This is a genomic window from Streptomyces sp. NBC_01450 (genome assembly GCF_036227505.1).
Taxonomy (GTDB): domain Bacteria; phylum Actinomycetota; class Actinomycetes; order Streptomycetales; family Streptomycetaceae; genus Streptomyces.
Genome location: NZ_CP109480.1, coordinates 5,103,104 through 5,124,299, shown reverse-complemented (window position 1 = coordinate 5,124,299; position 21,196 = coordinate 5,103,104). Strand labels below are relative to the sequence as shown.

At 69.5% G+C, this 21,196-nt stretch carries 19 protein-coding genes; 10 read left to right on the top strand and 9 right to left on the bottom strand.

Annotation, left to right across the window (positions count from 1 at the left end; translation table 11 throughout):
- Nucleotides 1-3: 3 nt before the first annotated feature.
- On the bottom strand, nt 4-609 hold the full coding sequence (locus OG568_RS22915; RefSeq protein ID WP_329532919.1) for a flavin reductase family protein: 606 nt from the start codon (nt 607-609) through the stop codon (nt 4-6).
- A gap of 96 nt (nt 610-705) precedes the next feature.
- A complete protein-coding gene (locus OG568_RS22910; protein ID WP_003974483.1) occupies nt 706-1,143 on the bottom strand; it encodes a hypothetical protein in 438 nt (145 codons plus the stop codon).
- Between the two features lie 1,513 nt (nt 1,144-2,656).
- Between OG568_RS22910 and hemL the strand changes: the two genes are divergently transcribed.
- From hemL to OG568_RS22870, 8 genes are all read left to right on the top strand, one after another.
- On the top strand, nt 2,657-4,024 hold the full coding sequence (hemL, locus tag OG568_RS22905) for a glutamate-1-semialdehyde 2,1-aminomutase (protein ID WP_329532918.1): 1,368 nt from the start codon (nt 2,657-2,659) through the stop codon (nt 4,022-4,024).
- Between the two features lie 44 nt (nt 4,025-4,068).
- Nucleotides 4,069-4,767, top strand: coding sequence for a histidine phosphatase family protein (locus OG568_RS22900; RefSeq protein ID WP_266438135.1), 699 nt, complete (start codon nt 4,069-4,071; stop codon nt 4,765-4,767).
- Between the two features lie 192 nt (nt 4,768-4,959).
- Nucleotides 4,960-6,339: a hypothetical protein gene (locus OG568_RS22895; RefSeq protein WP_329532917.1), complete on the top strand. Its 1,380-nt coding sequence runs from the start codon at nt 4,960-4,962 to the stop codon at nt 6,337-6,339.
- A gap of 66 nt (nt 6,340-6,405) precedes the next feature.
- A complete protein-coding gene (locus tag OG568_RS22890) occupies nt 6,406-7,029 on the top strand; it encodes a TlpA family protein disulfide reductase (protein WP_266437597.1) in 624 nt (207 codons plus the stop codon).
- A 6-nt stretch (nt 7,030-7,035) separates the two neighbouring features.
- Nucleotides 7,036-7,809 (top strand): cytochrome c biogenesis CcdA family protein, encoded by a 774-nt coding sequence (locus tag OG568_RS22885; RefSeq protein WP_266437595.1) that lies wholly within the window; start codon nt 7,036-7,038, stop codon nt 7,807-7,809.
- 3 nt (nt 7,810-7,812) lie between these two features.
- On the top strand, nt 7,813-9,630 hold the full coding sequence (resB, locus tag OG568_RS22880) for a cytochrome c biogenesis protein ResB (protein ID WP_329532916.1): 1,818 nt from the start codon (nt 7,813-7,815) through the stop codon (nt 9,628-9,630).
- Nucleotides 9,627-10,739 carry a c-type cytochrome biogenesis protein CcsB gene (gene ccsB / locus OG568_RS22875; RefSeq protein ID WP_266437590.1) on the top strand — a complete coding sequence of 371 codons (1,113 nt, stop codon included), beginning with the start codon at nt 9,627-9,629 and terminating at the stop codon, nt 10,737-10,739. The genes resB and ccsB overlap by 4 nt, the downstream gene beginning before the upstream one ends.
- A 34-nt stretch (nt 10,740-10,773) precedes the next feature.
- Nucleotides 10,774-11,199: an SRPBCC domain-containing protein gene (locus tag OG568_RS22870; RefSeq protein ID WP_329532915.1), complete on the top strand. Its 426-nt coding sequence runs from the start codon at nt 10,774-10,776 to the stop codon at nt 11,197-11,199.
- 75 nt (nt 11,200-11,274) lie between these two features.
- Here OG568_RS22870 and OG568_RS22865 read toward each other — a convergent pair whose 3' ends face one another.
- The 6 genes from OG568_RS22865 to OG568_RS22840 form a co-directional block, all read right to left on the bottom strand.
- Complete coding sequence (locus OG568_RS22865; protein WP_329532914.1) at nt 11,275-12,819, bottom strand: hypothetical protein; 1,545 nt, start codon at nt 12,817-12,819, stop codon at nt 11,275-11,277.
- Nucleotides 12,819-14,927 (bottom strand): hypothetical protein, encoded by a 2,109-nt coding sequence (locus OG568_RS22860; protein ID WP_329532913.1) that lies wholly within the window; start codon nt 14,925-14,927, stop codon nt 12,819-12,821. The genes OG568_RS22865 and OG568_RS22860 overlap by 1 nt, the downstream gene beginning before the upstream one ends.
- Before the next feature lie 142 nt (nt 14,928-15,069).
- Nucleotides 15,070-16,074, bottom strand: a complete 1,005-nt coding sequence (locus tag OG568_RS22855; protein ID WP_329532912.1) for an isopenicillin N synthase family dioxygenase — start codon at nt 16,072-16,074, stop codon at nt 15,070-15,072.
- A complete protein-coding gene (locus OG568_RS22850; protein WP_329532911.1) occupies nt 16,067-16,525 on the bottom strand; it encodes a nucleoside deaminase in 459 nt (152 codons plus the stop codon). Before OG568_RS22850 ends, OG568_RS22855 begins: the two co-directional genes overlap by 8 nt.
- 158 nt (nt 16,526-16,683) lie before the next feature.
- Nucleotides 16,684-17,364, bottom strand: coding sequence for a class I SAM-dependent DNA methyltransferase (locus OG568_RS22845; protein ID WP_329532910.1), 681 nt, complete (start codon nt 17,362-17,364; stop codon nt 16,684-16,686).
- A 44-nt stretch (nt 17,365-17,408) separates the two neighbouring features.
- Nucleotides 17,409-18,416 (bottom strand): quinone oxidoreductase family protein, encoded by a 1,008-nt coding sequence (locus OG568_RS22840; protein ID WP_329532909.1) that lies wholly within the window; start codon nt 18,414-18,416, stop codon nt 17,409-17,411.
- Nucleotides 18,417-18,547: 131 nt separating this feature from the next.
- Between OG568_RS22840 and OG568_RS22835 the strand changes: the two genes are divergently transcribed.
- Nucleotides 18,548-18,886 (top strand): ArsR/SmtB family transcription factor, encoded by a 339-nt coding sequence (locus OG568_RS22835; RefSeq protein WP_329532908.1) that lies wholly within the window; start codon nt 18,548-18,550, stop codon nt 18,884-18,886.
- 54 nt (nt 18,887-18,940) lie between these two features.
- On the opposite strand, the gene OG568_RS22830 is transcribed toward OG568_RS22835, so the two are convergent.
- Nucleotides 18,941-19,366 (bottom strand): PLD nuclease N-terminal domain-containing protein, encoded by a 426-nt coding sequence (locus OG568_RS22830; protein ID WP_329532907.1) that lies wholly within the window; start codon nt 19,364-19,366, stop codon nt 18,941-18,943.
- Between the two features lie 372 nt (nt 19,367-19,738).
- Between OG568_RS22830 and OG568_RS22825 the strand changes: the two genes are divergently transcribed.
- Complete coding sequence (locus OG568_RS22825) at nt 19,739-21,196, top strand: menaquinone biosynthesis decarboxylase (RefSeq protein WP_329532906.1); 1,458 nt, start codon at nt 19,739-19,741, stop codon at nt 21,194-21,196.

Here is a 21,196-nt window from a genome sequence, read left to right as displayed (position 1 = left end):
GGACTAAGGCCGCGGTTCCTCGTAGGGGATGCGGTTCAGGTGCAGGACCTTTCCCAGCGTGCCCCACTCGTCCCCGCCGAGCTTGGTGAGCGGGAACAGACGTTCGGAGTCGGGGCGGCCGTCGACGATGCGGTCCTCGTGCACCGCCGCGTGGAGGACCCGTCCGAAGACGAGGGTGGCGTTTCCCATACGCAGGGTGGTGTGCGAACGGCACTCCAGAACGACGGGGGAGGCCGCCACTCTGGGTGGTCGGACATGCAGGCTCGGTTCGCGCTCGATTCCCGCGTAGTCGAATTCACTGACCGACCGGGGGAAGTCGGTGGCCGTGGAGTTGATCAACTGCAGCAACGGTTCGGTGGAGAAGTTGACGACGAACTCCCCGGTGTCCTCGACATTGCGCAGGGAATCCTTGCGGCCGATCGAGGTGAACTGCACGACCGGCGGGTCCGTACTGGCGATGCTGAAGAAGGAGTGCGGGGCGAGGTTTTCGGTGGAGCCGTCCGGTGTGACGGTGGAGATCCATGCGATCGGACGCGGGATGACGACCGAGGTGAGGAACCGGTAGAAGGCGGCGCCGCCCATGGCCTCCGGGTCGAAATCGATGCGCATGAAATTCAGTATTCACCGGTCCCGGGTGGCGCGCCTGTTGTCGGGCCGCCCCCGGGCGGGACCGCGAGCCCCGCCCGTGTTACGGAGAACCGGAGATCAGGGCCACACCAGGCAGTACGGCTGGTGCCCCGCCTCGTGCAGACGGTGGCTGAAATCCTGCCATTCATGGAGGAGCTGGTACACGTTGAAGGCGTCCCGCGGGCCTCCGCGGTCCGGGACGGTCGACCAGATGAAGGCCGCCGCTCCGACCGCCTCCTCGCCGATGCCCCGGAGGGGGTCGACGACGGTCATGGGGAGCTTCACGACGGCGTAGTCGGGGTGGAGGACGACCAGTTCCAGGGGCGGGACCTTGTGGAGAGGGACGCCCTCGATGCCGGTGAGGACCATCGCGGCCATGGTCTCCGGCTTGATCTTGGTGAACATGCCGTTCATGCCGAGCTCGTCGCCGCCGAGTTCCTCGGGGCGCATCGAGATCGGCACGCGGGCCGCCGTCGCACCGTCCGGCGCGCCGAAGTATTTGTAGGTCACCCCCACCCGGCCACCATTCCCGCTTCCTGCCCTGAGCCGGTCTGCCCCGCGGTCCGTGTAGTCCATACCGTCCATACGGCCCGACGGGTCGATCCGCTCAGGATCGTTCTGTGATCCTTGCGACCCCGGTGATCCGGGTGATCCGGGTGATCCGGGTGAGCCCGGCGACCCTTGTGTCCGCCGCGCCTCGGCCGCTTCCTCCGCCTCGCGCCGGTGCCTTCCCCGCCGGGCACGCCGAGGACCGAGGTCATCGGTCCCCTCGCCCAGTCCGCCACCGCGATGCATATCTCCACCCGACTGCTTTTCTAAGGCGCGCGACCCCCGCCACGCAACCCGATCATCGTGACAGTGACCTCCCCCACGGCCGCACGCCGAAACGTACGCCGAAACACTTGTCCGTCGCCGAGGGCCGGCCCCAACCCTGCGGGGTGAACTATCCCCGAGAACGGCGCCTTCATGGATTTTAGGTAATACGTTCCCGCCATGACCAGCGAAGAGGGGGGAGCGGCGCGGAAACGCCGCGTGGCAGCAGGGTATACCCGGCAGTCGAAGCTCAAGTCGGACAAATCCGAGGCCGGCCCGCAAGCCCAGGACGAGGCTACCAAGGCCGGAGCGGTGGAGCGCGGCTGCGTGTTCCTGGGCCACTACCGCGCCATCGGGGTGTCCGGGTACGCGTCTGGTGCTGAGCGTCCCCTCGTGCACCGAGGGTGTGTTCTTGCCGGACAGCGCGGCCGACCGTAGCCAAGGAGTTCGGAGGGTGGGCGGGGGCGCGCCACCGTATGGCCTGGTGAGCGTGGCGCGCACCGAGGTCCGCCATATCGAGGGCAGGGCCGTCACGGTAGCCGTCCGCACGCTGCGGCCCAGCGCACCCGACACCGCGCGTAAGTGCTCACGGCCGCCGGGGACGGTGGAAGCGGGGCGACATGCGGGTGGATGCACATTCAGCGGGAGGCACTCGACGCCCATGTGGTGCGTCGCATCCTCGACGTGTTCACGGCCGGTGCCGATGCCTCTGACGCGCAGGGTGTGCTGCGGGAGGCCGCCCGTCGTTTCGCCCAGGGCGCCGACCATGCGGCCGACGCGGCGCGACGTGGCGAGCGGGGTGTCCTACGGTCCGAACGCGTGCTTGTGACCGATGAGTTGGAGCGCCTCTATGACGACCTGAACCGTGGGATCTACAGCGGGAGCGTCGGGCGCCGGAGGTTCCTCGCCGACAAGAGGGCGCTCGATGAGCGTCTGGGCAGACTGGATTCGTGTGTCGCCGGCTCGGCAGCGGACGGGGCCGAACCGCGATCCGAGCAGTTCTCCGACTGGCTCTCGCGGAGGTGTCCGGCGTGGCTGCCGGGTCACGGAGCGAGCTACGGTCACATTCGCGGGAGCAGAGCCGACCGTGCGGGCGAACTCGGTCCGGGTTGCTCCGCGGCAACGCCGTACGGTGCGGGCCTGACCCGGTACGGCCCTGTTCCGGCGCCCCGGGGTAGGGCCGGAGTGGCGGACGCCGGGCCGTACGCTGAACGGTATGGCAGAGGCGAACAACATCTCCGGCGGTACGTCACCCCAGACAGGGGAGACCGCGCACGCGCCGTATCCCTATGAGGCACCGGTCTCGCAGGCCCTCTTCGACCGTGCGTCCCTCGTCACGCCCGGCGGCGTGAACTCTCCGGTGCGCGCGTTCCGCGCCGTGGGCGGTACGCCCCGCTTCATGGTGTCCGGAAACGGTCCGTACCTGACCGATGCCGACGGGAGGGAATACGTCGACCTCGTGTGTTCATGGGGGCCGATGATCCTCGGGCACGCGCATCCCGACGTCATCGGCGCCGTCCAGGAGGCCGTCGCGCACGGCACCTCCTTCGGCACCCCCGGTGAGGGCGAGGTCGCGCTCGCCGAGGAGATCGTCGCCCGCGTCGAGCCCGTTGAGCAGGTCCGGCTCGTGTCCAGTGGGACCGAGGCGACCATGTCCGCCATCCGGCTCGCCCGTGGGTTCACCCGGCGGTCGAAGGTGATCAAGTTCGCCGGGTGCTATCACGGGCATGTCGACTCGCTGCTGGCGTCGGCGGGGAGCGGGTTGGCGACCTTCGCGCTGCCCGACACCCCTGGTGTCACCGGCGCCCAGGCCGCCGACACGATCGTCCTGCCCTACAACGACCTCGAAGCCGTGAACGAGGCCTTCCACGCGCACCCCGGTGAGATCGCCTGTGTGATCACCGAGGCCTCGCCGGGCAACATGGGCGTCGTGCCGCCCCGGCCCGGGTTCAACCAGGGACTCAAGGACGCCTGCGCGCGCAACGGCGCCCTGTTCATCTCCGACGAGGTCATGACCGGATTCCGGACCAGCAAGGCCGGTTGGTACGGGATCGACGGGGTACGTCCGGATCTCATGACCTTCGGGAAGGTCATGGGCGGAGGGTTCCCCGCCGCCGCCTTCGGTGGCCGCAAGGACGTCATGGAGCACCTGGCTCCCGCGGGGCCCGTCTACCAGGCCGGCACGCTCTCCGGGAACCCCGTCGCGACCGCCGCCGGGCTCGCCCAGCTGCGGCTGCTCGACGACGCCGCGTACGACAAGGTCGACGCCGTCTCCGAGCAGATCCGCGGGCTGGTCACGGAGGCGCTGAGCAAGGAGGGCGTGGCGCACCGGCTGCAGAACGCCTCCAACATGTTCTCGGTCTTCTTCACCGGGCGTGAGGTGCGCGACTACGAGGGCGCGAAGGCGCAGGAGTCCTTCCGGTTCACCGCGTTCTTCCACGCCATGCTGGCGCAGGGTGTCTATCTGCCGCCGTCGTCCTTCGAGTCGTGGTTCGTGTCCACGGCCCACGACGAGCGGGCCATTCAGCGGATCGCCGACGCCCTTCCGGCGGCGGCCAGGGCAGCGGCGGAGGCCACGGCATGAGCCAGGATCAGACGCGGGATCAGGCGCGGGAGGCGCAGGATCAGATGCGGGATCAGACACAGGGCCGCGATCAGGACATCACCGTCGTGCATCTCATGCGGCACGGCGAGGTCGCCAACCCGGACGGGGTGCTGTACGGGCGGCTGCCCGGCTATCACCTGTCCGAACTCGGGCGGCAGATGGCCGAGCGGGTCGCCGAGCACCTGGCGGAGCGGGACGTCACGCATGTCGTCGCCTCCCCGCTGGAGCGGGCGCAGGAGACCGCGACGCCCATCGCGAAGGCGCACGGTCTCGACCTCGACACCGACGGGCGGCTGATCGAGGCCGACAACGTGTTCCAGGGGAAGACCTTCGGGGTGGGGGACGGGGCGCTGCGGCGGCCCGAGAACTGGAAGCACCTCGTCAACCCGTTCAAGCCGTCCTGGGGAGAGCCGTACGTCGATCAGGTCGTACGGATGATGGGGGCGCTGGACGCCGCCAAGGACGCGGCCCGTGGGCATGAAGCGGTGGTGGTCAGCCACCAGTTGCCGATCTGGATCGTGCGGTCCTTCGTGGAGAAGCGGCGGTTGTGGCACGACCCGCGCAAGCGGCAGTGCACGCTGGCGTCCCTGACGACCTTCACCTACCGCGGCGACAAGATCGTGTCCGTGGGGTACAGCGAGCCCGCCCGGGACCTCGTCCCCGCCCATCTCCTCGCGGGCGCCAAGCCGGTGAAGGGGAAGAGCAAGGCGTTCGGGGCGTAGAGCGCTCGTACCCGTACATGCGCTCATTCCCGTACGGATCGGCGCGAAGTTTTCGGAAGCGGCGTTACCCGATTTGTTCTTCGTAAAATACGATCAATGTTGCGCGGTCTGAGGAACTTATCCGCTTGTCGTGCCCTCTTATTGTGTGTCGGCTGGGAGCCAGCTGAGAGGGCACGATGAGATGGGGACCGAATGCGGGACATCAGCCGACGGGGAATGATCGGCCTCGGGGCGGGTGCCGCGGCGGCGATGGGACTCGCGGCGTGCGGCACCGCACAACACGACGGTCCGAGCGGGGGCGGCGGTTCCCGGTCGGGCAAGCCCGGTCCGTCCGGCAAGCCCAGCGCCTCCTCGCACCCCGCCCGCCCGATAGGCGACGGCTCCACCTCCTTCACGGGCAAGCAGCCCAACCAGCCCGCGAAGCCGGTCCCTCTGGAACCGGGTCAAACCCCTCCGCAGTTCGTGGTCTTCTCCTGGGACGGCGCGGGCGAGGTCGGGACCGGTCTCTTCTCCCGCTTCCTGCGGCTCGCCCGTGAACACGAGGCGCACATGACCTTCTTCCTCTCCGGGCTGTACCTCCTGCCCGAGTCGAAGAAGCGCAAGTACCTGCCGCCCAACAACCCCCGGGGCGCCTCCGACATCGGCTATCTCGCCGACGACCACGTCAAGTCGACGCTCGGGCTCGTCCGGCAGGCCTGGCTCGACGGCCATGAGATAGGCACGCACTTCAACGGCCACTTCTGCTCCGGTCACGGCACCGTCGGCAACTGGACGCCGGCGCAGTGGCGCAGCGAGATCGACCAGGCCAAGTCCTTCGTCAAGGAGTGGCGGACCAACACGGGCTGGACCGACTTGCCCGCGCTGCCCTTCGACTACGAGAAGGAACTCGTCGGCGCCCGCACCCCCTGTCTGCTCGGCCGGGACAACCTGCTGCCCACCGCCAAGGAGCTCGGCTGGCGCTACGACGCCTCCTCGCCCGGCGGCCGCCAGGTCTGGCCGGACAAGCGGCACGGACTGTGGGACCTCCCCCTCCAGGCGATCCCCTTCCCGGGGCGCAGCTTCGAGGTGCTGTCCATGGACTACAACATGCTGGCCAACCAGTCGATCAACTCGACGAAGGCGCCCGCGCACAACTACCCGGCGTGGCGGCAGCAGGCGGGCGAGGCGTACGTCGCCGGATTCCGACGGGCCTACGAGAGCAACCGGGCGCCCTTCTTCATCGGCAACCACTTCGAGCACTGGAACGGCGGCATCTACATGGACGCCGTCGAGTACGCCTTCAAGCACATAGCCTGGGAGAAGGAGAAGGGCCAGGACGTCCGCCTCGTCTCCTTCCGGCAGTACGTGGACTGGATGGACGTACAGAAGCCCGAGATACTCGCCAAGCTGCGGACGCTGGACGTGGGACAGCGACCGGCGGGTGGCTGGAAGGCGTTCCTCGGCGACACCGGCAAGGGGGCCGGTACGGGGGCCGGTACGGGGGCCGGTACGGGTTCGGGCACCGGCACCGGCACCGGCACCGGAACGGGCTCTGGGACGGGCACTTCCAAGGGATCCGGGAGCGCCGCCTGAAATGGTGTTTTCCGCCCGCAAGGGGGGTGCGGAAGATCCTCGAAACGGGCATGCGAAACTTTTCACATGAGTGCCGCCTGCCGCGCCCAACAGCGCTCGAACCGCACCCGTAGCCGCGCCGCCCTGCTCACCACCGGGGCCGCCGTCGCCGCGCTTGTCCTGTCCGCGTGCGGTTCGGGCGGGACGTCCGGGGGCTCGGGCGGCAGCAACTTCGTGGCGGGCAAGGACGGCATCTCGACCGTCGCCAAGGGTTCCCGGGCCGAGGCCCCCGACCTCTCCGGCCCGACCGTGGACGGCAAGCAGCTCGACGTCAAGGACTACAAGGGAAAGATCGTCGTCGTGAACGTGTGGGGCTCCTGGTGCCCGCCGTGCCGCGCCGAGGCGCCGAACTTCGTGAAGGTCGCCAAGGACACCGCGGCGAAGGGCGTGCAGTTCGTCGGCATCAACACCCGTGACGCCAACATCAGTCTGGCCCAGGCGTTCGAGAAGCAGCAGGGCGTCACCTACCCCAGCCTCTACGACCCGACGAGCAAGCTGCTGCTGCGCTTCAAGAAGGGCACGCTGAACCTGCAGACGATCCCCTCCACGATCGTCATCGACCGGGACGGGAAGATCGCGGCCCGTACGCTGCAGGCCCTCAGCGAGGACAAGCTTCGCGAGATGCTCGACCCCGTACTCGCGGAGAAGTGACCTGACGTGTCCCTTCTTGCCGCGTCCACGAACCTCGCCGCGTCGTCCGACACCGTCGTCAGCGGTGCCCTGGTGCTCGCCCTGCCGATCGCCGTCCTCGGCGGCCTCGTCTCCTTCTTCTCACCGTGCGTGCTGCCGCTCGTCCCCGGCTATCTGTCGTACGTGACCGGTGTCACCGGCACGGATCTGGCGGAGGCCAGACGGGGGCGGATGGTCGCGGGCGCCAGCCTGTTCGTGGTGGGCTTCACCGCCGTGTTCGTCTCCGGCGGGGCGCTGTTCGGCTACTTCGGGTCGACCCTCCAGGAGTACCAGGGCACGATCAGCAAGATCCTCGGCGTGCTGATGATCGCGATGGGCGTGTTCTTCATGGGGATGATGCCCTGGCTCACGCAGCGCGAGTTCCGCTTCCACAAGCGGCCGGTGACCGGCCTGCTGGGTGCTCCGATACTCGGCGCGCTCTTCGGCATCGGCTGGACGCCCTGCCTGGGACCGACCCTCTCCTCCATCAATTTTCTTTCCATGAACCAGGCGAGCGCGGGCCGCGGCGCCATACTGACCGTCGCGTACTGCGTCGGCCTGGGAGTGCCCTTCGTCCTCGCGGCCGTCGCCTTCCGCAAGGCGCTCGGTGCCTTCGCCTGGGTCAAGCGGCACTACGTGTGGGTGATGCGGATCGGCGGCGGCATGATGATCGCGACCGGCCTGCTCCTGCTCACCGGTGCCTGGGACAGCATCGTGCAGCAGATGCAGACCTGGTCCAACGGCTTCACGGTAGGGATCTGATCGATGAGCACGACCGACACCGACACCGGCACGGGCAGGACGAAGGACCCGGCGGCCGCCAAGCGGCACATCGGGGTGAGCGCCGACGGCGAACTCGGCGAAGCCGGATCCCAGCTCTCCACCGCGCCGGTCGACACGGCCGTGCCCGGCTCCTTCGGCGGGTCCCGCGCCCCCGGCGCCCTGGGATGGCTGACCTGGACCGGCCGTGAGGTCGTCGGCTGGGCCCGCTGGTTCTGGCGGCAGCTGACGTCGATGCGGGTCGCCCTGATCCTGCTCTTCCTGCTGTCGCTCGGGGCGATCCCCGGCTCGCTGATCCCGCAGTCCGGGACCGACGCCCAGAAGGTGGCGGCCTTCAAGGACGCGCACAGCATCCTCGGGCCGGTCTACGACAAGCTCGGCCTGTTCCACGTCTACAGCTCGGTGTGGTTCTCCGCGATCTACATCCTGCTGTTCGTCTCGCTCATCGGCTGCATCATCCCGCGCACCTGGCAGTTCGTCGGGCAGCTGCGCGGCCGTCCGCCGGGCGCCCCCAAGCGGCTGAACCGGCTGCCCGCGTACGCGACCTGGCGCACCGCGGCCGAGCCCGAGCAGGTCCGCGAGGCCGCCCTCGAGATCCTCAAGCGGCGACGCTTCAGGGCGCACATCGAGAAGGACGCCGTCGCCGCCGAGAAGGGCTACCTCCGCGAGACCGGCAACCTGCTCTTCCACATCGCGCTGATCGTGATGCTGGTGGCCTTCGCCTGGGGCCAGCTCTTCAAGTCCGAGGGCAACAAGCTGATCGTCGAGGGCGACGGCTTCTCCAACACGATCTCGCAGTACGACGACTTCAAGTCCGGCAACCTCTTCAGCACCGACGACCTCACGCCGTTCAGCTTCCACCTCAAGAAGTTCACCGGCACCTACGAGCGCACCGGCCCCAACAAGGGCACCCCCCGCACGTATCAGGCGGACATCACGTACAGCGTCGGTGCGTACGGCAAGGAGAAGAAGACCACCGTCAAGGTCAACGAGCCGCTGAAGATCGGCGACTCGAAGGTCTATCTCACCGCCCACGGCTACGCGCCCGTCGTCACCGTCCGGGACGGCAAGGGCAACGTCGTCTACCACGACGCCGTGCCGATGCTGCCGCTCGACTCGAACGTCACCTCGCAGGGCGCGATCAAAGTCATGGACGGCTACAAGAACGCGCAGGGGACGACCGAACAGCTCGGTTTCTCCGCCTTCTTCGTGCCGACCTTCGCGGGTGCGGGCAAGGGCGACATGTTCTCCCAGTTCCCCGCGCTCGACTTCCCCGTGCTCGCGCTGTCCGGGTTCCACGGCAGTCTGGGCGTCGACGCGGGCATCCCGCAGAACGTGTACCAGCTCGACACCTCGAAGATGAAGCAGTTCAAGGACGCCAAGGGCAACATCGTCAAGGCGCGCCTGCTGCCCGGCGAGACGATGAAGCTGCCGAACGGCGCCGGCTCCATCACCTTCGACAAAGGCATCGAGGAATGGGCGAACTTCCAGGTCACCCAGCAGCCCGGCAGTGACTGGGCGCTGGTCGGTGCCTTCACCGCGATCTTCGGTCTCGCCGGTTCGCTCTTCATCCAGCGCCGCCGTGTCTGGGTGCGGGCGACCACCGGGGCCGACGGCGTCACCGTCGTCGAGATGGCGGGCCTCGGCCGCAGCGAGTCCGCGAAGCTCCCCGAAGAACTGGGGGACCTGGCCGCACTCGTCCACGAACAGGCGCCCACCAAGCCCGACACAGACGAAGCCGCAGTCGAAACCGACCCCGACGCCGAACCCTCCGTACCTGCCGCCGAAGGGGCTGAGAAATGACTCTCGCCACCGCAACCGACCTGGGCGCCGTGACCGATCTGGCCACGGCCACCAACGAACACCTCGCCAACATCAGCAACACGCTGATCTACTCCGCGATGGCCGTCTACACCCTGGCCTTCTTCGCGTACATCGCCGAGTGGATCTTCGGCAGCCGCAGCAAGGTCGCCCGCACGGCCGCCGCGCTCACCGCCACCGAGAAGGCGAAGGCCCCCGCGGTCACCGTGAAGTCGGCGGGCGGTACGGCCGTCCTGGAGCGGCCGAAGGTCGTCACCCGGTCGGCGGCGGGCGCCCGTGACGTGCCCGACGGGCCCGGCGCGCACGGCGGGGACGAGCAGGGCGACCTCTACGGCCGGATCGCGGTGTCCCTCACCGCGCTCGCCTGGGCCGTCGAGACGGCGGGTGTCCTCGCGCGTGCCCTGTCGGTGCAGCGGGCGCCGTGGGGCAACATGTACGAGTTCAGCATCACCTTCTCCACGGTCGCCGTCGCCGTGTACCTGGTGATGCTCGCGCTGAAGAAGAACATCCGCTGGCTCGGCCTGCCCCTGGTCGCCTCGGTCCTCCTCGACCTCGGCCTCGCGGTCACCGTCCTGTACACCGCGAGCGACCAGCTGGTGCCCGCGCTCCACTCGTACTGGCTGTACATCCACGTCTCGACCGCGATCCTCTGCGGCGCCGTCTTCTACGTGGGCGCGGTCGGCACCCTGATGTACCTCTTCAAGGACTCGTACGAGAACAAGCTCGCCACCGGCGGCCAGCCGGGCCGTTTCGCCACCTCCGTCATGGAGCGGCTGCCCTCCTCGGCCTCCCTGGACAAGTTCTCCTACCGCGTGAACGCCGCCGTCTTCCCGCTGTGGACCTTCACGATCATCGCGGGCGCCATCTGGGCGGGCGACGCGTGGGGCCGCTACTGGGGCTGGGACCCCAAGGAGACCTGGGCGTTCATCACCTGGGTCGCCTACGCCTGCTACCTCCACGCTCGTGCCACGGCCGGCTGGAAGGGCCGCAAGGCCGCGTACATCGCCCTGATCGCCTTCGCCTGCTTCCTCTTCAACTACTACGGAGTCAACATCTTCGTCTCCGGCAAGCACTCGTACGCCGGGGTCTGATGCGGATCCCGCTGTCTCGGGCCACGCTGGTGTCATGACCGGAGTGACCCGAGGCATCGAAGAGGGCGCCACCGAGACCCGGGAGGACGGCACCCGCGTCCTGCACTACCTGCTGCGTTTTCCCCAGCCTGTGGAGAACGTCTGGAAGGCGGTGGCCTCGTCCGAGGGCCTGCGGGCGTGGCTGGCCGAGGCCGAGGTCTTCGAGCCGCGACTGGGCGGCGCGGTCACGCTGCGCGGGCTGGGCAGCGGTCGTATCACGGCGTGGGACGTCGAGCGGATCGCCGAGTACACGGTCGAAGGGCGGGGTCGGGTCCGGTTCCACCTGGAACCGACCCGCCCGTCAGGCACGACAATCCGCTTCACCCACGAGTCCCCAAGCGACGAGGACCCGGGCTGGCGCCAGCGTTTCGAGGAATTGGTCATCCACTTGGCAGGCGCCCCGGACAGCAGCGCCCTTTAGGGGCGCGGGGAACTGCGCGACCAGCCACACACGACCCGCACGCACCAAGTCACCGTGCCCCCAACGGCGCCCCCCTCAAGCCGGCGGCAGACACTCCGCAGAGGGCGGCTTCCCCTCAGGCCACGCGATCTTCACAAAGCGCGCCCGCGACTCGGGCGTCAGCTGCACGATCGGCACCGCCTTGTCGTACGGATTGCCGTGGACGTTCAGGCAGATCCACCCGCTCGCCCCGTTCACCCGCTGCTGCTTGCCCTTGACCTGCGGCCACTGGAGGCCGACGTCCGCGAGGGCCGGGATCTTCCCGGTCGGCGAGGCCCCGCGGATACCGCGCACGGCGAGCCGCATGGCGTCGTACGCGATGATCAGCTGGCCGTCGTCGAGGGCGATCGGCCCGACGGGCCCGACGGGCTCCTTCCCGGCACTCCCCAGAAGTGACCGCAACACCTTCGCGTCGGCCGCGCTGCCGCCCGTCTTCGCGCTGTCCTGGAGCCAGGCGTCCGGGTGGGCCAGGGACGTGTAGCGGACGGTCAGCAGCGGGTCCTTGAGGGCGGCCGGGTCGAGGTCCTTGTCCCCGGCGAGGTAGGAGCCCTCGTCGCCGGTGAGCACGGTGAACCGGCGGTCGTGGCAGCCGCGCTGGCCCAGCATGTTGATGAACTGCCGCAGTTGGGTGTGGCGCCCGGCGAAGAGGATGGTGTTCGTGGTGGTCGGCGTGTTGCAGAGGATGTTGGTGATCTGCATGAAGACGTTGGAGGTGCTGCCCTCCTGGCTGCGGTCGGCGGGCGGCGTGAACGGCTGGGCCTCGTAGCGCGAGCCCTTGAGCATCTTCTCGAAGGACGCCTGGAGCGTGCGCGTGTACGGGTCGCCGGTGCGGTCGTAGACGAGGAAGGCGTTGGCGGCCGAGACCTTGGCGAAGGAGGCGAGGGCGCGTGCCTCGTCGGTGTTGGTGGGGGAGACCCGGGCGAGGCCGGGGAACGGGTCCTTGCCGTTCTGCCCGTTGGCCAGGTCGTCGGCGGTGATCGAACTCCCTATCACCGGGATGCCCCGGCTGGTCAGCTCCTTGACGGCCTTCTTGTTGTTGTCGGTGCTCAGGCCGACCCCGGTCACCGCGCGCAGCCGGTCGGAGCCTCCCGTCATGCCCGCCAGCTGGTCGACCGTGTGCTGCCAGTACGTGCCGGTGGAGCCGGGGTTGGCCAGCACCAGGCGGATCTTCGGCTTCAGGCCGGTGGTGTCGTGGTTGGCCTGGTACTGGGCCAGATAGGCGCCCTGGAGCTCGTGCAGCACATCGGCCAGGTTGTCGGCGTCGGTGGCGGTGAAGGGCTCGAGGAGCGCGACGGTGACATAACTGCCGGGGGCGAGACGGGCGTTCTCGCGGTGGATGGCCCGTACGGTGTCGGCGAACTGCGGACGTCCGAAGGCGTACGTCGTCCACGAGACGCCCACGCACTCGTCGCTGTCCTTCGGCTGGACGACACCGGGTGCGCAGGAGCGGTTCTCCTTGGTGGCCGTCATACCGCCCCAGACGCCGAGGCCCGCGAGCACTGCCGCGAGGGTCAGCGCGACATATCTGCGGAAACGAATCTCCCAGACGTCCTCGCGCAGCCAGGTCCACAAGCGCGCCATCACAGGTCCCCGTTCCCGTTCTCGTCGTCGTCACCAGGGATGCGCAGGGGGCGGCCGGCGAGCGCGTCCGACGGCCACTCCCGCGAGGCCCGCCACAGCAGCGGGTTGCCCGCGGGCCGCAGGTTCGACAGCTGCTCCAGCTCGAAACGGAGCCGGTCGGACACCTTCGGATCCGGCAGCACCAGCGGATCGGTGAGCTGCCAGACCGCGTGCAGCAGCCGTCGTACCCGCAGATGCAGTACGGCGTCCACGCTGTCCGGTGGCTGCTGGGCGGCGTCGGTGCGGCCGAGCGCGACGGCCGCCCGGTCGTCGTGACCGCCGTGGCCGCCGAAGTCGCGGCCGTCCGGGTCGTGTGCGTGGTAATAGGGCGCGGACGCGATGAAGACGAGCGAGGACAGCCAGGACTCCGTATCGGTGCGCGGGAAGGTGTCGCGCAGGTGCGCCACCGCGAAGTCGGCCTTGCCGAGGGCGAGTTCGTGGTGCCGCCGGTAGCGGGCGCTGTCCCGCTGGCCCCCGTCGCCGTAGTGGTCGATGAGGGTGCGGTGCACGGACCGCCAGCGTGCGTGGTCGGGGTCGTCGTGGTGCAGCCGCAGCAGGAGCAGCGCCCGCAGGAACGGATCGCCCACGAACTGCCCGGCGGCGGGCGCCCAGCCCTCCTCCGCGAGCCGTTCCTCCAGCGCGAGGACCCCTGACGCACCGAAGTCGTCGGAGAGCTGGACCTCCGCGAGCACACAGGCCGAGTCGCGGTCGTGGGCCGCGGCGAGCACGGTCAGCTCGTCGAGCCGGCCACCGGGTACGAGCCGGCCGAGCAGCTCCTGATAGGTGGGCCGGCCGTCGTGGTCCTCGTGAACGGAGACGTCGGCGGTGAGCAACTCGCCGAGAGACTTGGCCCCTTGGGGCAGGTTCTGGCGGGCGGACTCCGCGAGGAGGGTGACGCCGAGTGGGCTGCCGCCGGACAACCGGTGGGTGGCGTGCGGGAGTTGCGGGGGGACGGCGAGGCCCTGCGAGACGCCGCCCACGAGGTGCAGGGTGTCGTCCGGGGTCAGCGGCGGCAGCGCGACGAGCAGCGCCCGTGAGGACGGCGAGGTGCCCGGCTCCCAGCCGGAGTGCCGGGCGACCTCGGGGAGGGTGCGGCGGCCCGCGTTGCGCAGCGCTCCATGGGTGTATCCGCGCAGGGCGGCGAAGAAGACGACGTGGTCGGCGATGCCGTCGGCGCGGTCGCGCAGCACCGGTTCCATCAGGCCGAGGCCCGCCCGTTCCTGCACGTTGTCGATCAGTACGACCGGCCGGCCCAGCCGGTGCGAGCGCTGCATGACCCCCGCGTACGCGTCGTCGAGGTCGGCCAGCAGGGCCCGTACGAGATAGCGCTCGGCGTGGGTGCGGGAGTCGCCGCCCGCCCGGAAGTGCGAGGAGAGCAGGATCAGACCGAGCTTGGGGTTGCCGCCCGCGTTCGGATAGTCGCGGTACCAGGTGGCGGCCCTGCGCAGCCGGCGGGGAGCGGGGCCGATCCCCTCGGCGAACGCCTCGAGGGTGGCTTCGATGATGGGCGCGATCACGGGACCCGTACCGCTGAGCGAGGCGATGAGCTTGGAGACGACCTTGCTCACCCAGCGGCCCGCGAACCCTGAGAGCCAGGAGCCGGTCTCGTTCAGCAGCAGGATCCGTTCCGCCTCCTGCCGGATGCGCGGCACGTCACGGTCGCTCCAGCCGCCCGCCGCGACCGCGAGCAGCCCGGAGGTCAGGCGCGGAAAACCGATCCGCCCGGCGCCGGTCACCGGCTCGGCCAGCTGCTCGGCGACTGTCGTGAGCGCCTGTCCGACCGGCGACCAGGACTCCGCGGGCCGCTCGGGCGGCGGCCCGGCGAACTGCCGCTCCTCGCCGTCGATCAGGGCGACCGGCGTGTGCCCGCGATACGCGTCGTGCAGCTCCCGCAGTACGGCACTCTTGCCGAGCCCCCGTCCGCCCGCGAACACCACGAAGGGCAGTTCCTTCGGGTGTTCGTACGGGCTTGAGCGCAGCTGGTACGGGCGCAGGCCGACGAGCCGTAGCGCAAGACCGGGCGGATCCGTGTCGAACAACGCTCCGCGTCCGTGCAGCCCTCTGTGCACCGCATCTCCCCCTGGCGCGGTCCGGTCCTGCTCTGTGCTGCTGTGAGGTCTATCAACACCAGTGTAAAAAGGGGGAGTTGGTTCGCACTAGGGCACGGGATGTCCGTTTGGTTACGAAAATTTTCCGTACGCTTTCACCCGCTTACCCCACGGTGATCGAATCCAGCTTTTCGCGCAGATAGACATGGGAGTCGACCGGCGGATACGCGACGCGCCCCACCGGCGCGGGCACCGACTCCACCACGGTCCCCGGCGTGCACTCGCCGAAGTACACCAGCGACATCAGCTCCTCGGCCGGCGCGTCGGCGGGCGGGGGCAGCACCCGGTGCCGGCCGGAGCGCCATCGGTCACCCGTCCAACGGGCCATCAGATCACCGATGTTGATGGTGAACGCCGCAGGGTCGAAGGGTGCGTCCTCCCAGCCGCCCTCGTCCGTGTAGACCTGCAGCCCGCCCTTGCCGGCCTGGCGGTCGAGGATGGTGACGGTGCCGAAGTCGGTGTGCGGGCCGATACGGAACTGGCCCGGCTCGGGCTCGCCGACGACCTCCGTCCCCGGGTACCAGTTGATGTTGAAGCCGTACGTGGGGTGGTCCATGTGCCGGGTGAAGAAGTCCGGCTCCAGTCCCAGGGCCTCACCCAGGAGGGCCAGCAGGTGGTTCTCCAGTCCGCCCATCCCCGCCAGGTACTCCTCGCAGAGTTTCCGCAGCCCCGGGGCCTCGGCGGGCCAGACGTTCGGCGCGTACCACTCCGCGTTCGTCACCGGGTCCTCGAAGGGCTCGTGCGTCGCGAAGGTCAGCGACTCCTTGAGGTCGGGGGGCGTCTGGGTACCCTCCGAATAGCCGTTGGCCTCGGCGCCCGGCCCGAGCCAGCCGCGCCCGCCGACCCGCACGGCGTACGGCTGCTTGTGCTCCGCGGGGAGGGTGAAGAAGGCGCGGGCGGCCTCGCGGATGCGGGTGCGCAGGGCCGGGTCGACGCCGTGTCCGGTGACGAGAAGGAAACCGGCGGTCTGGAGGGCCTCGTCGACGGTGCGGGCGATGCGGGTACGGGCGTCGGGGTCGCCGTCCAGCCAGGGCCGCAGGTCGATGGTCGGGATGCGCGGGGCACCGGGGGCACTGGGGGTACGGGGGCTGCTCGGGGGCCTACTCACCAATGTCCTCGTTCCACAGAGCCGGGTTCTCCTTGATGAAGTCGCGCATCAGCGCGGTGCACTCGGGATCGTCCAGGAGCACGATCTCCACGCCGTGCTCGGCCAGCCAGTCGTGGCCGCCGTGGAAGGTCTCCGCCTCGCCCACCACGACCCGCGAGATGCCGAACTGGCGCACCAGACCGGAGCAGTACCAGCACGGCGAAAGAGTCGTCACCATGGTCGTGCCGCGGTACGAACGCTGTCGTCCCGCGGCACGGAACGCCGAGGTCTCCGCGTGCATGGACGGGTCGCCGTCCTGGACCCGCCGGTTGTGACCGCGGCCGAGAAGCGTGCCGTCCGCGCCGTACAGCGCGGCGCCGATGGGGATACCGCCCTCCGCCAGCCCGGCGCGGGCCTCCGCGACGGCCGTCGACAGCCACGCCCGTGCCTGTGCCTGATCAATGCGTTCCATGACCCCACTCTCCAGTGGCTGAAACGCGAGGGCAACGAGCGACGCCGGGCGAACGTCACACCTCGGACGCCGCCTCGACGATGCCGTACGCCAGGGCGTCGAAGTTCTCCGTCTCCTCGTCGTCTCCTCATCCCGTCCCTCGAAGGGGAACCCCACCGTCACACCGGCGCTTCCGGTTTCCGGGCCAGGATGAACACCTGCGGTGTCTTCTCGTGGGCGTCGGCCTCGCGGACGAGACGGGCGACCTCCACCAGTCCTGCCTCACGCAGGAGTTCGGCGACGCGCTCGGGTGGGAAGCGGTAGACGTCGAGGTCCAGGTCATGGCCGTACGCGTGATCGAGGTGCACGCGTTCGTCGCCCACCTTGAAGGCGATCAGCAGGTGACCGCCCGGTGCCAGGATCCGGTGGAACTCCCTGAAGAACAGCGGAAGTTCGTCCAGCGGCGTGTGCACGGTGGAGTACCAGGCGAGGGCCCCGGCAAGTGAGGCGTCCTCGATGTCGAGGTCGGTCATCGAGCCCACCTCGAAGCGGAGGTGCGGATGACTGCGTCGGGCCACGGCGACCATCCGCGGCGACAGATCGATCCCGTACGCGTCCAGCCCGAGGCTCTCCAGGTGAAGCGTCACCCGCCCCGGCCCGCACCCGAGGTCCGCGACCTGCCCGCCCCCGCCGGCCCGCACCTGCTCCGCGAAGGCGGCGAGCATGGCCCGGTCGAAGGGCTTGTCCTCCAACTCGGCCTTGAGGAGCTCGTTGTAGTCGACGGCGACGGTGTCGTACGAAGCCCTGGTGGCGTCCGGGCGGGAGGCCGTCCGGTCGGAGGTCGTCGGGTGAGAGGTCATGGCGAGGGAGGCTAGCCGGGGGGACTGACAACCCTGACGATCCGCTAAGCGTTCTCGGCCTGCCCGGCCACGCGGTCGGCGCGCAACAGCAACTTCCCCGTACTCGTCCGCGCCCCCATCAAGCAATGGGCCTCGCTCGCCTCCTCCAACGCGAACTCCGCCGTCACCGGCAGGGACACCACCCCGTCGACCACCGTCCGGAAGGCGCGTTCGGTCAGGGCGCGCAGTTCGGCCGGGGCCGTCTGGGCCAGAGTGAGGATGGAGAAGCCGGAGACGGACACGGCCAGGGGATAGAGGTCCGGCTGGCCCACCTGCCACGGCTCCGCCCCGCTCGCGTTGCCGAAGGAGACCAGACGGCCGAAGAGGGCGAGGGAAGCGAGGCTCGCCCGGAGGGTTTCGCCGCCGACCGGGTCGAGCGCCAGATCGACCCCGCGCCAGTCCGTCGCCTCGCGCACCTCCTTCGCGAAGGAGGTGGAGGAAGTGACGAAGACCTTGTCGTAGCCGTGCTCGAGCGCGTACTCGGCCTTCGCCGCGCTCGACACCACCCCGTAGACCGCCCCGGCCCCTGCCGCGCTCGCCAACTGCCCCAGCACCGTGCCCACCCCACCCGCCGCGCCCTGCACGAGCACCGTCTCGCCGGGCTGGAGCCGGCCCACGGCGTGGATCAGGGCGTACGCGGTGGGCAGCACGGTGGGGAGGGTCGCGCCGGTGCGCAGGTCCACGCCGGGCGGCAGCGGGAAGACGGTCACCGCGTCGGCCACGACGACGTCCGCGTACGCGCCGCCCTGCGTCAGGGCCGCCACCTCCTGCCCCACGGTCAGGCCGGTGACCCCTTCGCCGAGGGCCCGCACGCGGCCCGAGACCTCGAGGCCGGGGACGAAGGGCAGGGCGGGCACCCGGTAGCCCTCGGCCCTGGCCTTGAGGTCGGCGAAATTCACACCGGTGTACGCCACGTCGATGCTCAGCTGCCCCGGCCCGGGCTCGGGCACCTCCGTCTCGACGACCTTCAGTACCTCCGGACCGCCGTACTCCTGGATCTCGACCGCGCGCATGGCACACCCCTCGCGAGAACTCGTCAGCTCGAGTGTTCAATGAGAACCGAACACTCGGGAGTGTATGGTTTTCATCGAACACTCTGCAAGGTGTGAATGACAGGGTGCGAATGATCCGAGGGGAGTCAGGCATGGCGGAACGCACGAGTCACAGAGCCGCCCCGGAACACACCCACCCCGACGACGTTCCGGTCCAGACCGCCCTCGCCGCGCTCGCCGATCCCGTACGCGTCACTCTCGTGCGGGAGTTGGCCGACTCGGCGGAGTGGACGCGCAGTTGCGGCAGCTTCGACGTGCCGGTCGGCAAGGCGGCTCTCAGTCACCACTTCGCGGTGCTGCGGGGGGCGGGTCTGGTGGAACAGCGGGACGAGGGCCCCAAACGCGTCAACCGCCTGCGGCGCGAGGAATTCGAGGCCCGTTTCCCCGGACTCCTCGACCTGGTTCTGCGCGAGGGCCCGGAGCGCGCGTAGTCGTGAACGCGTTGGCCGCCCCCGCGCGTCAAAGAGGCTGGAGTCGCGACTTCCTCAGCTCTCGGAGCCCTCGCCGGCCTCGCGCCGGCGCAGTTCCTCCTCGCGGCGCCGCAGGTCGGCCTCCCAGTCCTTCAGGAGTGCCTCGTCCTTGACGTCCTTGACGTCCTTGACGTCCTTGGAGGGGGCGGACTCCGCCTTGAGGGAGTTCAGGAACTCGGGGTTGTCGTCGGGGGCGACGTACTGCGGGCGCTGGTCGCGGTGCCACTCGGAGGGCATGACGCCTCGGGTCGGGCCCCGGCCGACCTTGCCCGCGACGAGCCAGGCGATCGGGCCGACGAGAACTTCCCCGAAGAGCAGGATGATGATCACCCACACCACCTTGGGCAGGCTCCGGACCTCTTCCTCCGGTGTGTTCAGGCAGTCGATGAACGCGTAGATCCACAGGGCCAGGACCAGGAGGAACGGCAGATACCTGAGCATGGCGGAAGGATCCCCCAGTGAGGCGGTGGCGGGGCGCTGCGGGCCCCGGTGACGCGCACAGGTTAGCGGGTGATTTCAACGGGGGTGGGTCGCTTTTCCTTCGCCGTCTGCGGGCGGGTGGTGGCTGGTCGCGCAGTTCCCCGCGCCCCTGAGGCGGGGGCTTCGCCCCGCGTATTCAGCCCGTCCGGCGTTTGAGGACGAGGCCGTTCAGGCCGATGCGGGGGTCTGGGGGCGCAGCCCCCAGTTGGGGTCGAAGGGGCGGAGCCCCTGGGGATGGGACGGGTAGGGGCGGCGGGGGCGAGACCAGGCGGTTCAGCCCACGGCGGTGGGGCGCACGTAGGCGCCAAGCACCCCTCAGCGATACTGGGACGCATGGCTTACGACGATCTTCGATCCCTGCTGAGGGCACTCGAGCGCGAGGGCGACCTCAAGCGCATCAAGGCCGAGGTGGACCCGTATCTGGAGGTCGGGGAGATCGTCGACCGGGTACAGAAGGCGGGCGGACCGGCGCTGCTCTTCGAGAACGTGCGCGGCTCCGCCATGCCCCTCGCTATGAACGTGTTCGGGACCGACCGACGGCTGCTGAAGGCCCTCGGGCTGAAGTCGTACGGCGAGATCAGCGAGAAGATCGGCGGCCTGCTCAGGCCCGAACTCCCGCACGGCTTCGTCGGCGTACGCGAGGCCTTCGGGAAGCTCGGCGCGATGGCCCACGTACCGCCGAAGAAGGTGAAGTCCGACAACGCGCCCGTGCAGGAGGTCGTGCTGCACGGCGAGGACGTCGACCTGGACGCCCTCCCCGCGCTCTTCACCTGGCCCCAGGACGGCGGCTCCTTCTTCAACCTCGGGCTCACCCACACCAAGGACCCCGAGAGCGGCATCCGCAACCTCGGGCTCTACCGCCTCCAGCGCCACGACAAGCGCACCATCGGCATGCACTGGCAGATCCACAAGGACAGCCGCAACCACTACCAGGTGGCGGCGAGGAGGGGAGAGCGGCTGCCGGTCGCGATCGCCTTCGGGTGCCCGCCCGCCGTGACATACGCCTCCACCGCCCCCCTGCCCGGCGACATCGACGAGTACCTCTTCGCCGGGTTCATCCAGGGCAAGCGGATCGAGATGGTGGACTGCAAGACCGTCCCGCTCCAGGTCCCCGCGAACGCGGAGGTCGTGCTCGAAGGGTGGCTGGAGCCGGGCGAGATGCTGCCGGAGGGGCCCTTCGGCGACCACACGGGGTTCTACACGCCGCAGGAGCCCTTCCCGGCGCTGACCATCGACTGCGTCACCATGCGCAAGCGGCCGCTGCTCCAGTCGATCGTCGTGGGGCGGCCCCCGACGGAGGACGGCCCCCTCGGGCGCGCGACCGAGCGCTTCTTCCTCCCCCTGCTGAAGATCATCGTGCCGGACATCGTGGACTACCACCTCCCCGAGGCCGGCGGCTTCCACAACTGTGCGATCGTCGCGATCGACAAGAAATACCCCAAGCACGCCCAGAAGGTGATGCATGCCGTCTGGGGGGCGCACATGATGTCCCTCACGAAGCTCATCGTGGTCGTGGACTCGGACTGTGACGTCCACGATCTGCACGAGGTCGCGTGGCGGGCCCTCGGCAACACCGACTACGCCCGCGACCTCACCGTCGTCGAAGGTCCCGTGGATCACCTCGACCACGCCTCCTACCAGCAGTTCTGGGGCGGCAAGGCGGGCATCGACGCGACGAGGAAGTGGCCCGAGGAGGGCTACACCCGGGACGGGGGATGGCCGGAAATGGTCCTCTCCGACCCGGAGACGGCGGCGACGGTCGACCGCCGTTGGAAGGAGTACGGCCTGTGA